The 14,584-nt window shown below is 62.8% G+C and carries 18 protein-coding genes; 5 read left to right on the forward strand and 13 right to left on the reverse strand.

Annotation, left to right across the window (positions count from 1 at the left end; translation table 11 throughout):
- Positions 1-18 precede the first annotated feature (18 nt).
- The 10 genes from N551_RS0135045 to N551_RS39620 form a co-directional block, all read right to left on the reverse strand.
- Positions 19-654, reverse strand: coding sequence for a cytochrome c (locus N551_RS0135045; protein ID WP_027570897.1), 636 nt, complete (start codon positions 652-654; stop codon positions 19-21).
- A complete protein-coding gene (locus N551_RS0135050) occupies positions 654-1,493 on the reverse strand; it encodes a substrate-binding domain-containing protein (RefSeq protein WP_027570898.1) in 840 nt (279 codons plus the stop codon). Before N551_RS0135050 ends, N551_RS0135045 begins: the two co-directional genes overlap by 1 nt.
- A complete protein-coding gene (locus N551_RS0135055) occupies positions 1,477-3,324 on the reverse strand; it encodes a methanol/ethanol family PQQ-dependent dehydrogenase (RefSeq protein WP_027570899.1) in 1,848 nt (615 codons plus the stop codon). The genes N551_RS0135050 and N551_RS0135055 overlap by 17 nt, the downstream gene beginning before the upstream one ends.
- A 111-nt stretch (positions 3,325-3,435) precedes the next feature.
- Positions 3,436-4,227 (reverse strand): heme-binding protein, encoded by a 792-nt coding sequence (locus tag N551_RS0135060; RefSeq protein WP_027570900.1) that lies wholly within the window; start codon positions 4,225-4,227, stop codon positions 3,436-3,438.
- A gap of 58 nt (positions 4,228-4,285) precedes the next feature.
- Positions 4,286-5,224: a cytochrome c oxidase assembly protein gene (locus N551_RS0135065; protein WP_027570901.1), complete on the reverse strand. Its 939-nt coding sequence runs from the start codon at positions 5,222-5,224 to the stop codon at positions 4,286-4,288.
- Positions 5,212-5,565, reverse strand: a complete 354-nt coding sequence (locus N551_RS0135070; protein ID WP_027570902.1) for a hypothetical protein — start codon at positions 5,563-5,565, stop codon at positions 5,212-5,214. The genes N551_RS0135065 and N551_RS0135070 overlap by 13 nt, the downstream gene beginning before the upstream one ends.
- Complete coding sequence (locus tag N551_RS0135075; RefSeq protein WP_027570903.1) at positions 5,562-6,161, reverse strand: cytochrome c oxidase subunit 3; 600 nt, start codon at positions 6,159-6,161, stop codon at positions 5,562-5,564. The genes N551_RS0135070 and N551_RS0135075 overlap by 4 nt, the downstream gene beginning before the upstream one ends.
- Positions 6,158-8,065, reverse strand: coding sequence for a cytochrome c oxidase subunit I (gene ctaD / locus N551_RS0135080; RefSeq protein ID WP_035963439.1), 1,908 nt, complete (start codon positions 8,063-8,065; stop codon positions 6,158-6,160). Before ctaD ends, N551_RS0135075 begins: the two co-directional genes overlap by 4 nt.
- A 2-nt stretch (positions 8,066-8,067) precedes the next feature.
- Positions 8,068-9,171, reverse strand: a complete 1,104-nt coding sequence (gene coxB / locus N551_RS0135085) for a cytochrome c oxidase subunit II (protein ID WP_245287897.1) — start codon at positions 9,169-9,171, stop codon at positions 8,068-8,070.
- 20 nt (positions 9,172-9,191) lie between these two features.
- Positions 9,192-9,314, reverse strand: coding sequence for a hypothetical protein (locus N551_RS39620; protein WP_018460395.1), 123 nt, complete (start codon positions 9,312-9,314; stop codon positions 9,192-9,194).
- A gap of 131 nt (positions 9,315-9,445) precedes the next feature.
- Between N551_RS39620 and N551_RS0135095 the strand changes: the two genes are divergently transcribed.
- Both N551_RS0135095 and N551_RS0135100 read left to right on the forward strand, forming a co-directional pair.
- Complete coding sequence (locus N551_RS0135095) at positions 9,446-9,664, forward strand: hypothetical protein (RefSeq protein WP_027570906.1); 219 nt, start codon at positions 9,446-9,448, stop codon at positions 9,662-9,664.
- Positions 9,665-9,678: 14 nt separating this feature from the next.
- Positions 9,679-10,146, forward strand: coding sequence for a metallophosphoesterase family protein (locus tag N551_RS0135100; RefSeq protein ID WP_027570907.1), 468 nt, complete (start codon positions 9,679-9,681; stop codon positions 10,144-10,146).
- A gap of 250 nt (positions 10,147-10,396) precedes the next feature.
- Here N551_RS0135100 and N551_RS36505 read toward each other — a convergent pair whose 3' ends face one another.
- Positions 10,397-10,966 (reverse strand): DUF1236 domain-containing protein, encoded by a 570-nt coding sequence (locus N551_RS36505; protein ID WP_051462985.1) that lies wholly within the window; start codon positions 10,964-10,966, stop codon positions 10,397-10,399.
- Positions 10,967-11,115: 149 nt separating this feature from the next.
- Between N551_RS36505 and N551_RS39145 the strand changes: the two genes are divergently transcribed.
- Positions 11,116-11,289: a hypothetical protein gene (locus N551_RS39145; RefSeq protein ID WP_197031220.1), complete on the forward strand. Its 174-nt coding sequence runs from the start codon at positions 11,116-11,118 to the stop codon at positions 11,287-11,289.
- An 851-nt stretch (positions 11,290-12,140) separates the two neighbouring features.
- Here N551_RS39145 and N551_RS0135115 read toward each other — a convergent pair.
- Together N551_RS0135115 and N551_RS38565 are read right to left on the reverse strand one after the other, a co-directional pair.
- Positions 12,141-12,404 carry a hypothetical protein gene (locus N551_RS0135115; RefSeq protein ID WP_245287898.1) on the reverse strand — a complete coding sequence of 88 codons (264 nt, stop codon included), beginning with the start codon at positions 12,402-12,404 and terminating at the stop codon, positions 12,141-12,143.
- A 145-nt stretch (positions 12,405-12,549) separates the two neighbouring features.
- Positions 12,550-12,732, reverse strand: a complete 183-nt coding sequence (locus N551_RS38565; RefSeq protein ID WP_155810147.1) for a DUF4142 domain-containing protein — start codon at positions 12,730-12,732, stop codon at positions 12,550-12,552.
- 526 nt (positions 12,733-13,258) lie between these two features.
- Between N551_RS38565 and N551_RS0135125 the strand changes: the two genes are divergently transcribed.
- Together N551_RS0135125 and N551_RS0135130 are read left to right on the forward strand one after the other, a co-directional pair.
- Positions 13,259-13,768: a DUF2243 domain-containing protein gene (locus N551_RS0135125; RefSeq protein WP_027570909.1), complete on the forward strand. Its 510-nt coding sequence runs from the start codon at positions 13,259-13,261 to the stop codon at positions 13,766-13,768.
- Between the two features lie 175 nt (positions 13,769-13,943).
- Positions 13,944-14,584, forward strand: a 641-nt coding sequence (locus tag N551_RS0135130) for a succinate dehydrogenase iron-sulfur subunit (protein ID WP_027568423.1), incomplete at its 3' end; no start/stop codon positions are given.

Raw genomic sequence — 14,584 nt, forward strand, 5'->3', positions numbered from 1 at the left:
GCTGCTCCGCTCGGCCGATCAGGGCTTCTGGCCGAAGTTGAAGGACTTGGTGGCAGACCAGGGATCGGTCGTGGAGACCTGCTCGCTCGGGACTTGCTCGACCTCGGGCGATGGCAGATTGGCCGAAAAGGTGCGGCCCCATTGGTGGCTTGGCCCGTTGCTGATCTTGCCGATATAGGTGACGAGATCCCAGATCACGCTGTCGGGCAGCACGCCGCCCCAAGCCGGCATTCCGTTCGGCCGCCCCTGGTAGATCGAGAGAAAGATGTTCTCGGGCTGCGCTCCGTAAGTAAAGATGTTGTTGCTCAGCGCCGGCCCCATGCCGCCGCCGCCATTCGGCGCGTGGCAGCCGACGCAGTTGAAGTTGACATAGTAGGTCATCCCGCGCTGCTGCGCGTTGGGATCACCTTGCACGGGATTCTTGATTTGGGGCGGGTCCGGCTGCGCGCCGGGATGGAGGTGACTGACCGGGACCTGCATGAAGACGCCGGGGCTGCCATTGCCGACGCTGCCACCGAAATTCGGGCGCGGAGACAGCGTCGGCATCTGCGCCTCCTGCGACTGCGGCAAGGTCTGCTGGGCCAGCCCTGCACCATTCGGCAAGACCGCCAGCAGCAACGACAGGGCGCTCGCGCGCATTGCTGGAGCAGACATCACTCATGTCCTCCCGATACCGTGACGGGTTGGTCCACCAGCGGAACGCCGTAACTGCGCAGCAGCGAGGTGATCTCGGACCAATGCTCGTCGATGAACTCGTTCAGCCGGTCGCGCAAGGCGTCGTCGCCTTTGCGCACGCCCATCGCGATGGCGAACCGGAACTGCTGAGGTGCAAAGCGTTCGTAATCCCGGATCGGCGTGACCGTCAGCGGGACGGGAGAGTGCTGGGCGAAATATCCGCCGAGGGGGCCCCAAGCTGCGGCGACATCGAGGCTGCCGCTTTCGACCGCTTCGATCAGGCGTGCCGGCGGATCGGCCTGGCGATAATCGCCGTAGATGGAGTAGCCGCGGACGTTATCGACGATGCCTTGGTCGCCAAGCGCCTGCGCGGGCGGTGGATTGTTGCCGTCGTCGCCGATCAGATGCACGCCGATCACGAGGTGATGCAAGCGCGGGTCGAGCAGGGACGAAAGGTCGAGGTGCCGGTCCTGCCGCGTGACGAACACATAGCTCGAGCGATAATAGGGCTTGGTCGTCTCGACGAGATCATAGCCGGACGGTACGCCCATCACGACGTCGCATCTGCCAGCTTTCAGTGTGTTGCGGATGAAGCCGCGGCGCTGCGCCCACCAGGTGTAGGTGACCTGCTGGCCGAAATGCTCGGCCACCATGGCCGCGAGCCTGTTCTCGAATCCTGCTTCGGCTTTGTTCGAGAACGGCAGATTGTTGGGATCGGCACAGACGCGAAGCTCGCGATCCGACGCTGCCGCCGCCGTGGTTGCAAGCCCGACCAGAAAACCAAGGGCGATGCCCGGGCAACTATTTCGAAGGCGCATGGCTGGTATCCTCACCATTTGCGCCGCCGAGCTTGAAGACCAGCAGTTCGCTCCCGCCGGCGGTGTAGAACGGCAGATCCTGCGTCGCGCCGGTGAACCCCAGCGCACCGTTGCGCACCCGCGGATCGACCTCGGCATTGGCCACCACACCCGGCCAGCCGCCGACGCCCGACAGGATCGCGACGTATTGCTGTCCGTCGGAGCCGCGATAGGAGATCGGTTGGCCGATGAACCCGGATCCGGCGCGGAATTGCCACAGCACATGTCCATCCTTGGCATCCACGACTTTGAAAAGCCGATCCATGGTGCCGTAGAAGGCGACATCACCTGCTGTGACCAGCGCGCCGCTCCAGACCGGCAGCTTCTCGTGGATCTCCCAAACCTTCCTGCGCGCGATTGGATCCCACGCCATGAACTCGCCGCGATAGCCGCCGGGGCCGGCATACATATCGACGTCTGCGCCGACATAGGGCGTCCCGGCGATGTAGCCGACCTGAGAGGCCTTGAAGCTCATGCAGAGATGCTGATGGGGCACGTAGAGAAGTTTTGTGCGCGGTGACCACGCCGTCGGTTGCCAATCCTTGGCGCCCGGCGCGCTCGGGCAGATGTTCTCGACGGTCTTGCCGACAAGCGGCGTCTTCTCCTCGTTCGGGATGATCTTGCCGGTCTTCAGATCGACGCCCTTGTAGCTGTTGACGAAGTCATAAGCGTCCGCCGAGATCACCTCGCCAGTGGCGCGGTCCATGACGTACATATAGCCGTTGCGGCCGGGGTGGATCAGCACCTTGCGCGGCCGTCCATTCAGTTCGAGGTCGACAAGCACGTTCTCGTTAATCTCGTCGTGGTCGAATAGATCGTGCGGGTTGATCTGGTAGGCCCATTTGGCGCGACCGGTGTCGGGATCGCGGGCAAAGATTGTGGTGCTCCAGAGATTGTCGCCGCTGCGCTGGTTCGCGTTCCAGGGACTCGGATTGGCCGTGCCGTAGTAGACCAGGTTCAGATCGGGATCGTAGGAGATCCAGCCCCAGACCGTGCCGCCGCCAACCTGCCAGCGGTCGGCGGGCCAGGTCTTCACGCCGAGATCCTGGCCTTTGAGATTGTCGTAGAATGGCTTGAAATCGTCGCCGATCAGCACGTCCTTGTCGGGACCTGTCGAATAGGCGCGCCAAGCGATGGCGCCGGTGGTCTCGTCGAGCGCGGTCACCCAGCCGCGCACGCCCAGTTCGCCGCCGCTGTTGCCGACGAGAATTTTGCCTTTCACCACGATGGGAGCCATCGTGATCGTTTCGCCCTTGTTGATCTCGCCGAGCTTCGTGTGCCAGAGCTCTTTGCCGGTCTTGGCGTCGATGGCGACGGTGTGGTTATCGAGCGTGTTGAGGAAGACCTTGCCGTTGTCGAAGGCCAGCCCGCGATTGACGACGTCGCAGCAGGCAACGCCCGCGGCTGCGGGCTCCGGCTTCGGCGCATAGGACCATTTCAACTCGCCAGTCGTGGCATCTAGCGCGAACACGCGGTTGGGATAGGGGCCGGCATAGGGACCGACCACATACATGGTGCCGTCCACCACGAGCGGCGCCGCTTCCTGGCCCCGGTCGGCGCCCACCGAGAAGGTCCAGGCGAGCTGGAGGCGCGAAGCATTGGACGCGTTGATCTGGTCGAGCTCGCTGTAGCGGGTGTTGGCGTAGTCGCGCGCCGCCATCGGCCACTGGCCGGGATCTTTCATGCGGCTGGCGAGATCGCTTTGTGCTGACGCGGATGACAGCATCGCGCAGCAGGCGCAAAGGATGGCCGGAATCCGGTTGAGCAGACGCGTGAGACCACGCACTAACATATGTAAAGATCTCCACGGCAGGGATGCGGCCGTGCCGCATTGCAGGCCGGCTTGCGGACGTACAAACGTTCCGACTTCCCTTGGTTCCAAAAAGCGGCGATTGACGCAGCGCTATCTCACCACGTTGCCGGATACGCCGGCGCCGAGGTCGACTGAGATCTGATCTTCCTTGCCGTTACACTTGGGATGGCCAAATCCCGACGGGCTTTTGCCGTCGGGGCCGATGTCGTAGATGATCGCGTCCTTCATGTTGGGGCTGACTCCGGCCGGCACCCGGTCGAGCCCGAGCTGGTGACGCACGCGCCAGGCCACGTTGTGATCCGCGCAGGAGCTGTCGCCGCTGACGCCCAGCGCGCCCGTGACGCCGTTGCCGTCATAGAGCGCGAGCCCGCCTCCGAACACGATCGTGCCGCCGATCGGCTTGCCCACCATCGGATCCTGAGCCGTGCCGAAGTTGTCCGGAGATCCGGCGTACAAGGCTTCCTGGGATGGTGGGTTGCCGAGTGCCGCGCCGAACAGGAACCCGCCCGGCTGCGCACCTGCATAGAGATTGGCGGTCGCCATCGCCTTGTCCTTCAGGCTGAACGCATTCGCTGTGTTGGCCTTCTCGGCCGCGATGGCACGGCTGCCCAGCCACTGGTCGTCGACCTTGCCGCCGCTGTAGGCAATTGCGCAGACGACGCCCTGCCGATTGACGACGGCAGCCCATTCGTTGTTGTCCAGACCTCCGTTGCTGGGGCCGCCGCCCGACTTGACGCTCTTCTTGAGGATATCGGCGAGCTTGTCATGGTCGACCGGGCACGACATCCCCGGCTGGGGTTGGTCCTGCGCGTTCAAGACTGCAGGCACCAAGAATGCTGCGGTGAAGATAGCCGTTAGCGCCATGACGGATCGTTTTTCCATGTGGCCTCCGTGGAGTGTCGCAGTCGGCAGGCGAACGTTCGAACAGAAGTTGCGGTTCCTATGCCGTATCGCTCAGCCCGGATGTTGAAGGGAGCGGCAGGTGGGAATGGCCGCCGTTCGCAGTCAGCCACCGGTGAGCAAAGAACAACGCCGCGCCGGTATAGAGTAGGCCCATGGGCACCCACATCAGGATGCCGGCGAGTTGCTGGTCCTCGAGCGCCGAGAGGCCGAATTCACCGGCGAGGGCGCCTTGACCGGGGATCCACAGCCGCGGCGACACCGTCAGCAGAGCCCCGAGCACACCCGAATGCAAAATCGTGATGAACAGGCACGCGACGGCGATGCCGTCGCGAATTCGTGTGCTACGGCCCTGACCCCGGCCATGCAGCAGCACCCACCAGAACAACAGCGCGGTCGCAAAGAAGCTGATGTGCTGGAGACGATGGATCGTCGTATTCTCGAGCGCCCATGCATATAACGGCGGTGCGTGCCAGACCCAGAGCGCTGCGCCGTGGAGGATGGTCGCGCTCATGGGATGGCTCACAAACCGCCACGGCCACGCCAGTATCGGCCAATTGAGCATTCGACCCGCCGCAGGGCGGAGCCGGGCCGGCAGGCTCCACAGCAGTGGGCCATTGATCCGGGCGAACGCCATCAGCGGTGCTGCGACCACCATCAGGAGTTCATGCTCGACCATGTGCGCGGTGAACAGACGCTCGCCGAGCCAGTGCAGCGGCGAGGTCACGGCAAGCGCGGCCACCAGCCATCCGGTCCAGAATGCGGCGACCTGGCGGAAGCTGACGCCGCGGCCGCCGCCCGCATGATGCCAGAGCCGCTGCGTTCCGACATAGAAGGCGATACCGACGGCATAGAGCGGGGCCATCAGCCAGGGATCGTAGCTCCACAGCGAGCCGGAATCGACCTCCGATAGTCCGTGCGCATCGGCCGGCGCCGTGAGCAGCGCGAGCAGCAGTGCTGCAAGGTTCAGCGCAGGCATGGGCTGATCATGAGCGAGGCGGCGAACTGGTTCGCGATCACCAACGCAAACAGCACGCCGGAGCCGACGCCGAGCCAGGCCATGAACGTTCGTGGCCCGCCGCCTTGCGCATCCGTCCATTCGGCCCCCGCGCCGCGTCGAACCGCGCGGGCGGAAATGACAGTGCCCGCGAGGGCGACGACAGCCAGAACCGCACTCATGATCGCGCCGCTGATCTTGGTCTGTTCGCAGGAGAAGTGCGCGAGCACGTAGATGCCCTGCAAATTGATCCCCCACGCGATGGGGCCAAGCGCAACGCCGGCCCAGTAGAGCAGTCTGGAACGTCCGTCGGCTGCGGTCATAGGCGAGGCACCCAATCGAGCAAGACATAGAGCGGCAGCCAGGCGAGCACGACGAAGTTCCAGTAGAACACGTTGTCGCTCACGTCGCTGAACCGGCGCGGTTTCGCATGGCGCGTGAACATCAACACCGCCAGCACGACCGTGTCGCCGACATCCGTGGCAAGGTGGGTCGTGTGCAGCCCCAGAATGAGCCATACGATCGAGCCATAGGCTGAATTGTCCCAGCGGGTGTTGAGATGCGCGAACTCGAAGCCGCGCAGCACCAGGAGCGCGATGCCGATCAAGGCCATCACGATCAGGCCGATCCGCACCTTCGCGAGATCCTGTCGGTGTGCGGCGCGGTTCGTGAACTCGTTGGGAATGATGCTCAATAGATAAATCACCGTCTCGACCGTCCCCGGCCAGAGATCCGGCGGGGGTGCTCCGATCGGCCAGGTCGGGTTGACTGCGTAGAGATAAAGGTAGGCTCCGATGGCAATGGCAAAGCCCATGCCTTCGAGCGCCATGAAACCCATGGCGCCCCACCACGGGCCACTGCGCGGGCCGTAGCCATAAGTCGGGAGGTCCGAGACATTGCGGACGATGGTCTGTCTCACTCCTCGTCCTCCTTGCTGCCGGTCGGCCAGAACCAGCCGATCAAGGTGACGGCCATCGGCGGCGTGCCCCAGAGCACCGCCCAGGGCGTGAAGATCGAGCCGATGAAGAAGATCGTCGTCGCGATCGCCGCGAGCAGTGGCCAGATGCTCGGTTCGGGCGAAGCCTCGCGGATCTGCGGCTCGGCTTCCGCCAGCGAGGTCAGCAGCACCTCGCGCCGCTCTGCGCTCAGGCCCGCGACCACAGGCAGGCTCTCGCTATCGGCCCACAGCGGGTCGCGGTGCTTGACGACCGGAATGCGGTCGAAATTCTGCGGCGGAGGCGGCGATGAGGTCGCCCATTCCAGCGTCGAGGCATCCCAGGGGTTGTCGCCCGCAAGCGCGCCCTTGCGCAGGCTATAGACCACATTGGCCAGAAGCAGCGCGAAGCTAAACGCGAAAACGAGAGCACCGCCGCTGGACACGAGGTTCAGATGCGCCCAGTCCATGTCGGCGGTGTAGGTATAGACCCGGCGCGGCATTCCGATCAGCCCGAGAATGTGCATCGGGAAGAAGGCGACGTTGAAGCCGATGAAGGCTAGCCAGAAATTCCAGCGCCCTAGTCTTTCGCTCAGCATGCGGCCGGCGATCTTGGGAAACCAGTAGTAGACCGCGCCGACCAGCGGGAAGACGGCGCCGCCGATCAGAACATAATGGAAGTGGGCGACGACAAAATAGGTGTCGTGCACCTGGGTATCGATCGGGACCGAGGCGACCATCACGCCGGACAACCCGCCGAGCACGAAGATCACGATGAAGCCGATCACGAACAACAGCGGCGTCCGGTACACCGGACGTCCGTCCCAGAGCGTTGCCAGCCAGCAGAAAATCTGCAGCCCGCTCGGCACCGCGATCAGCATGCTGGAGGCCGTGAACAGGGCCGCGCCGAGTTGGGGCAGGCCCGTGACGAACATGTGGTGGACCCAGAGGCCGAACGACAGGAAGCCGGTCGCGATCAAGGAGAGGATCACCACGGGATAGCCGATCACCGGCCGCCGCGCGAACGTCGCGAGGATCGCAGAGACCATTCCCGTGCCCGGGATGAAGATGATGTAGACCTCGGGATGGCCGAAGAACCAGAACAGATGCTGCCAGAGCAAGGGATGGCCGCCCGATGAGGAATCATAGAAGCGGGTATTGACGAGGCGATCCAGGATCAGTGACGTCGATGCGACCATGATCGAGGGCATTGCGAACATCACAAGGAAGGCCGTCACCAGCATGGCCCAGACGAACAGGGGAATGCGGTCGAGCGTCATCCCTGGCGCGCGGAGCTTGAACACGGTCACGACGATCTCGACGGCGACCGCGAGCGCCGCAACCTCGGTAAAGGTGATCATCTGCGCCCAGACATCGGCGCGCTTGGTCGGTGTGAACTGCAGGCTGGAGAGGGGAACGTAGGAAAACCAGCCGACGTCGGGGCCGACGTTGAACAGGAAGGAGGTCCACAGGAAGCAGCCGCCGAACAGAAACATCCAATAGCTGAAGGCATTCAGGCGCGGAAAGGCGATGTTCCGCGTGCCGACCATCAACGGCACCAGATAGACGGCGAACGCCTCCATGACAGGCACGGCGAACAGGAACATCATCGTCGAGCCGTGCATCGTGAAGACTTGATTGTACTTGTCGGCCGAGAGAAACGTCTTCTCCGGCCCGGCCAGCTGAATGCGCATCAGGACCGCAAGGATGCCGCCGAGGAGTAGGAATACGAACGCCGTGACGATGTAACGGCGGCCGACCACCTTGTGGTCGACCGACATCAGCGCGCCGGTTAGTCCGGACGGCGTGCGCCACACCCGCTCGAGCTGCGTCGAAAGCTGCAGGCCGTTCAGGACGTCGTCGCGCATTTCATTTGGTTCAGCGGCCATGCTCACTTGAGCTGCTCCAGATAATGAATGATCGCGATCATTTCGTCCGATTGCAGCGGCATCTTCGGCATGAGATTGCCGGGCTTGATGTGCTGGGGATCGGCGATCCAGGCGCCGAGCGTCGCGGGAGTATTCGGCAGCGTTCCTGCCGCGATGGTCGTGCGGCTGCCGATATGCGTGAGATCCGGGCCGAGCTGCCCGCCGGCCAGCGTGCCGCTAATGTTGTGGCACAAGGCGCATCCGCGCGCCCGGAACAGAGCCTCGCCCTGCTTGCCGAGCTGATCCGCGGGGTTACTAGCGCTCTGGTTTTCATGGTCGCGCCAGCGGCCGAACTCGTCGGGGGACATCGCGATCACGGCGAACGCCATGTGGGCGTGCTGGATCCCGCAGAACTCGGCGCATTGACCGCGATAGATGCCCGCGTTCTTCGCCGTAAATTGCAGCTCGTTCTTCTGCCCGGGGATCAAGTCCATCTTGCCCGTCAGGCTGGGCACCCAGAAGCTGTGGATCACGTCGGCGGATTCCAGCTCGACTTTAACCGGTTGTCCGGTCGGGATCCGGATCTCGTTGGCGGTCACGAAACTCTGGTGCGGACTATCGGCCTCATAGCGGACCTCCCACCACCATTGGTGGCCGATGATCTTGAGCGTGTGGGCTTTCTCGTCCTTGGCAAAGACGGTGCGCTGACCGGCATAGCTGACCAGGGAGAGTCCGAGCACGACGACGGTGGTCGCAATCCCAAGCGCGAGGATGACGCGCCCGGAGCGTCGTTCGAAGGGCTGGTGGAGGTCCAGCGGCTGATCGGCTGCGCGCTTCCGGCGCAACAGCCCCACGCCCAGAACGATGACGACGGCAGTCCAGACGATCGCCGCGACAATGAGGAAGAGAAACAGCGTGTGACGAATCTGCTCAGACTGTAGCCCTTGAGGGTCGAGCGCCGACTGCTGGCCCGCGCACGCGGCAAGCGGCCAGGTCATGCACAACACCAGAATCCTTTGCACCCGGACCTGCATTGACGTTTTGTCGCACTCCGCTTCACAGGCGGAACCGGTCAGGCCTACAAAGGTTCCTATGTGCAGCCGGAACGGTTGGCCGACGAAGGACATGTCCGACATCGATCATCGGGCTAAAACGGCCAGCCCTTCACGGCGATCACGATCGCCGCATCGCCAGCGGCCATCAGCAACAGGACGGCAAGACTGGCGATGATCGCACCCGGCTGGGCAAGCACGCGCAACTCTCCGAGCATGTGTCGGCTCCAAAAACGCAGCAATGCCGCGACGACCCTGAGGGTTCCTGCGGACGTGCCGGGAGTTGACCTGCGAGCGCCGGAACGAAGGCTCGAGATCGCGCGTTCCTGCGACGAATTCGAGGGTTCACGTGCCGCGCTATCATTTCGATCTGGTCGATTCGAAGACCGTTGCAGACGAGGGAGGTGCTGAATTGCCCGACGACATCATGGCCCTGGATGTTGCCGAGGAGATCGCCAGGAGACTTCTTGCGGAGCGTCCCGAACTCAGAAATCGTCATTTTTCCATCCTGGTCACGAACCAGGAGGGCGAGGAGATCGGGAAGGTACCCCTTGATGTCCTGCACTGAAGCCCTGGCCTGACATGACGTTGAGGATCGGCGTGATCTCGGATACGCACGGCCTTCTCAGGCCGGAGGCCGAACGCCGTCTTGCGGGGGTGTCGCATATCCTCCACGCCGGTGATATCGGCGCGCCGGAGGTTCTGGAGAGGCTTTGCCGAATAGCACCGGTCACCGCCATCAGGGGAAACGTCGACATTGGTAGTTGGGCGAGGCGCTATCCCGAAACCGAAACAGTGCACCTCTTCGCTCGCTGTTTCTACCTCCTTCACGATCTCAAGGCGCTCGCCATCGACCCCGCGGCAACCAGTGTGAACGTGGTGATATCAGGACATTCACATCGGGTGCAGGTCAACACGATCAACGGAGTGCTTTTCCTGAATCCTGGGAGCGCCGGTCCAAGGCGCTTCAAGTTGCCGATCACGCTGGCAACGCTCGAAATGGACGAGGGCGGCGACCTGCGCCCCACCATCCATGAGCTCGACGCGTGACCGAAGTGCGTGCGTGCCAGCTAGTGGGTATTCGACTTTTGCCACCGCTCCAGATCAATCGGGGGACGCTTTGGGTCGATCTGCTCCTTCTCGGGATTCCCCTGCCAAGGCTGGTCCGTCTGCCGGTGGGTTGGCAGATCGGTCTGCTGTCGCGGATCGTCGACCGGGGTTTCTCTGGGGTCGTTTTCAGGTGCTTTCGCTCTCGGCATAAGTTGTCCTCTTTATAGTCTGTCGATGCGGCGGCACGCGATCAGCGTACGCCAGCGATAATTGCCGCGACGCGGCGCGAATGCTGATCGACAATGACGAGATCGTTTCCGGCGATCAGATATTGATCGCCCCAGAACCCGTTCAGCACTTGGGTGACTTCGGGCGGCAAATCGGCAACCTCGGTCTGGCGCGGCACAGACGTACCGATCATCATTTCGAAATTCGGGCGATCCATCGTCGGGCCATGCGCCGATGAGATGATGGCGCGGAGCTGCTCGCGTTGCTGATCGTTGAGGCCAGCCGGCTGGGCGCTCTGCTTCACATCCCGCGCACGGGCGCCGGTCGTGTCTTCATTGCCAGCCGGGTTTTCCTTGGCCGCTTTGCTGACTGCTTCGCGTTGCGTGGGAACTCCCGTGCCGACCGTTGTGGCAGGGGCACCTTTGTCGGCGCCTGTGGAGGGGCGGCCCAGATAGTCTGTTGCCCCGAACATCTGGGGCACGGCGAACCAGACGATGAAACCTACAAACAGGACCGCGGCCACTCCCGATCCGGCCATCATCAGCTTCCGGGTGCCGTCCTTCTCCGTTTCACGCGATAGATACTTGACCATGAACAAAAAGCCTTCGGTATGAACTGCGGAGTCAACCCGCGCAGGAATCGTTCGTTCCTACGGGCATGCATGGGCATCGATCAGGAACGACCGCCGCCGCATCTCATTGCCAGCGCATGAGGTCGCGAGACCGAAACAAGGAGCATGCAATGTCCAAAATGCCCCCCGTTCCGCCAGAGCAGCGCAGCGACAAGGGACCCGGATCTGATCCAAAGATCGAGACGGACGAAAAGGTGCACGGCCGCGAGAACTTCGACACCCAGGGCCGTCACGGCAACATCAAGCAGAACACGACAAACCAAGGCTACCAGCAGGACCGATGAATGCCACACAAGAACTCTGACACTGAACGCTTCGGTGGTCCGGGCTCATCGCGGCAGGACCGCAAGCACCCGGAAAAGGGAGGTCGCGAGCACGAGCGCCCTGCGCCCGGAACGCCCACCAACGACCGCAAATCACACGTCTCGGGAGGCGGTGGTGAGCGCGATCAACATCACACGCATAATGATCGTGAGAGGAGCTGAGCAATGCATAGGACGAGTTCGAGCTTGATGCTGATCGCCTTCCTGGCGAGCGCGTCGATAGGGGCCGCCTCGGCGCAGAGTGGCGGGGGTGGGGGCGGCGGCGGTGGCGGTTCGGGAGGATCGGGCGGAGCAAGCGCGAGCAGCACGAGCGGCGGCCCCGGCGGTGCGACAAGCCCCGGGTCAGCCGGCGGTGCTTCGAGCCTTGGGTCTGCAGGTCCTGGGTCTGCAGCTCCTGGGTCTGCAGCTCCTGGGTCTGCAGGTCCTGGGTCTGCAGGTCCTGGGTCTGCAGGTCCTGGGTCTGCAGATCCTGGGTCGACAGGTCTTGGGTCGACGGGAGCGACAAACCAGGCGGGGGATGTATCGCCCAGCCTGGGCAATCCAGCCGACGCGGCCGCGGCTTCGCGCGGCACGACGGCTACCGGCACGAACACCGCTGGAACGGCCCAATCAACGGGTAGCGGCCCGCACGGATCGACCACCGTCGGGCGGGCCGGCAATCCCGCAGGAGGCACCAGCAGCGGACGGATCGACGGCACTGCGACACCCGGTCCGTCGATGCCGGGCGACGCCGAAATACGCTCCGAGAACTCTCAGGATTCGCACGTCGATCGAAAGATCAAGAGCATCTGCAAAGGCTGCTAGATTGGTGATCAGGACGCCGGGCTTCCCGGCGTCCAATCGAGGTCATCCTCGCTTCGAGGTTCGGGGTCGGGCGAGCAGGGCTTGATCTTCAGGTCGTCCTCGAGCCTGGGCTTGCCCTCGCTGCTTTCGACCAGACCAGCGTCTTCGGCTTTCTTCAGCGTTTCCTCTTTGGTCGAAAATGTCCGGCTCAGTTTTTCGTCATCCTTGAACAGGGCATACGCCATCTCGGTCCTCACAGTTTGATCATCGGCAACTTTGACGGCGGCCGTCACGCGCGGCCACCGCCAATGCTACGGCTGCCACTTCCGCTTGCGCTTGAGACGTTGCGCGCCGTTTCCCCTTTTTCCTTTGCCGTGCTTCACGGGGGCCGTCTCGATCTTCTTGCCATTTGTACCTCCTTGTCGCTGGGGTGAACCTCTAGCCGACTTCCCTGAGACTGCTCAGGATCGCAAGGTGACGCTGGATGATGGGCAGCGACATCTGTGCGACCTGCTGTTCGCTGGGGTTGCCACCGGATCGCAAATACGAATTGTTGAGCGCGAGCAATTCACGTTCTCCGGGGATCTGCCCCTGCACATACATCCGGTCGAAGGGACCCACGGTGTGGCCTGAAGGCGCTGAAGCAGGGCGGCATGATCCGGCCGCAGCGGTGCCGATCCCGGCGCTGCTCCGAGCGCGCTCGCGACCTGGACCTGTTCGGTGATCTCTGCATTGGCGAAGTTGACGATGTCGGGATTGCCGGTGCGCGTCAGGGCGAGCTGACTCGTCTGCATCGCAAGCGCCCCACCCACGAGGTCGGCCGTTCGAAAAAAATCCCGCCGCGGGACTGGTTTGGATTGCGCAGCGTAGGTCGATAATCCGAGGCCGCCCAATGCAAGTAAAAACGATCTTCTCAGCATGCTGAATCTCTAATGTTGGATTCACAAGACGCCGCGACCGTTTCCAACGTTCCTATCGTCCCCGTAAGCCGCCGAGTGATGCTCTGCCTCATGTCATCGGCATCGTGGCATGAGCCGGCAGGTTAACGCAGGTTATTGGCACGGGGAGTGCGCCATGATCATAGGAACGGCAACCTGGAGGAGGGTTTGTCCATCATCCAGATGCCGACCGACGCACGAGCAGATCCATGCAAGACAGCAATTCATCCAGCTTCCCGATTTCCGCGGGTGTCCTTCTCGGGCTTGGCCTGGGCGGGTTTTTTGACGGCATCGTGTTTCATCAGCTGCTGCAATGGCATCATATGTTGAGCGGCTGGTACCCGCTCAACTCCATCGACAACGTCAAGCTCAATACGACTTGGGACGGCATCTTCCACAGTGCGACCTATGTGCTTGTGCTGCTCGGCCTGTATGTGCTGTGGCAACGGGCGCGCAGGTCCGACATTCACCTGTCGGGCAGCCGGTGTCTCGGAGCGGTCTTGCTCGGTTGGGGCATCTTCAATCTGGTTGAAGGCGTGGTGGATCATGAGATCTTCAAGCTGCACCAAGTGAATGAGACCGTACCCGACGAACAGCGCATCTTCTGGGACATCGGCTTCCTGCTATGGGGTGCGGCCATGTTGGTGATCGGCGCAGCCATGACACGCGCCGCCACGCAAGCGAGGGTCCATGCGGAAAGCAGTCTACAGGCTCGCTAGAGAGAGCCCGCCAGCTCTGGTCTACGCCCTTTTTATATTGCTGCTGTTGCTCGCGACAGCACCGGCCTTTCGCATCGTGCTGTTTGGTGTGTCGCTGGATGATCTCCTGCAACTACGTTGCTTCAATCCCAATTGATGCGCAGTTATCAACGCCTCATGTCCGCCCGGAGGTAACATGGTCGAGTTCAGGCTTCCGAAACACTCCCGCGTCGAAAAGGGAAGGATCTGGCCCAAGCCGGACAGCAAATCGTTGCGCGAATTCCAGGTCTATCGCTGGAATCCCGACGACGGTCGCAATCCCCGGCTCGACACCTACTTCGTCGATATCAGCGATTGCGGGCCCATGGTGCTGGATGGTCTGATCTGGATCAAGAACAACATCGACTCCACACTGACGTTCAGGCGGTCCTGCCGCGAAGGCGTGTGCGGCTCCTGCTCGATGAATATTGCCGGCCAGAACACGCTCGCCTGCACCAAATCCATGAGTGAGGACGTCCCGAACGGCGAGCCGTTGCGCGTGCTGCCCTTGCCGCATCAGCCCGTGGTCAAGGACCTCGTTCCCGACCTGACGAATTTCTACGCCCAGCTCGCATTGATCGAGCCTTGGCTGCAAACCGTGTCGCCCACGCCGCAGAAGGAATGGCGCCAGAGCCATGAGGATAGGGCGAAGCTCGACGGGCTGTACGAATGCATCCTCTGCGCCTGCTGCTCGACATCTTGTCCAAGCTACTGGTGGAATTCCGAGCGTTTCCTGGGCCCAGCGGCTTTGATCCAGGCGGCGCGGTGGGTCAATGACAGCCGCGACGAAGCGACAGG

The organism is Bradyrhizobium sp. URHA0013, from assembly GCF_000518345.1.
Classification (GTDB): domain Bacteria; phylum Pseudomonadota; class Alphaproteobacteria; order Rhizobiales; family Xanthobacteraceae; genus Bradyrhizobium.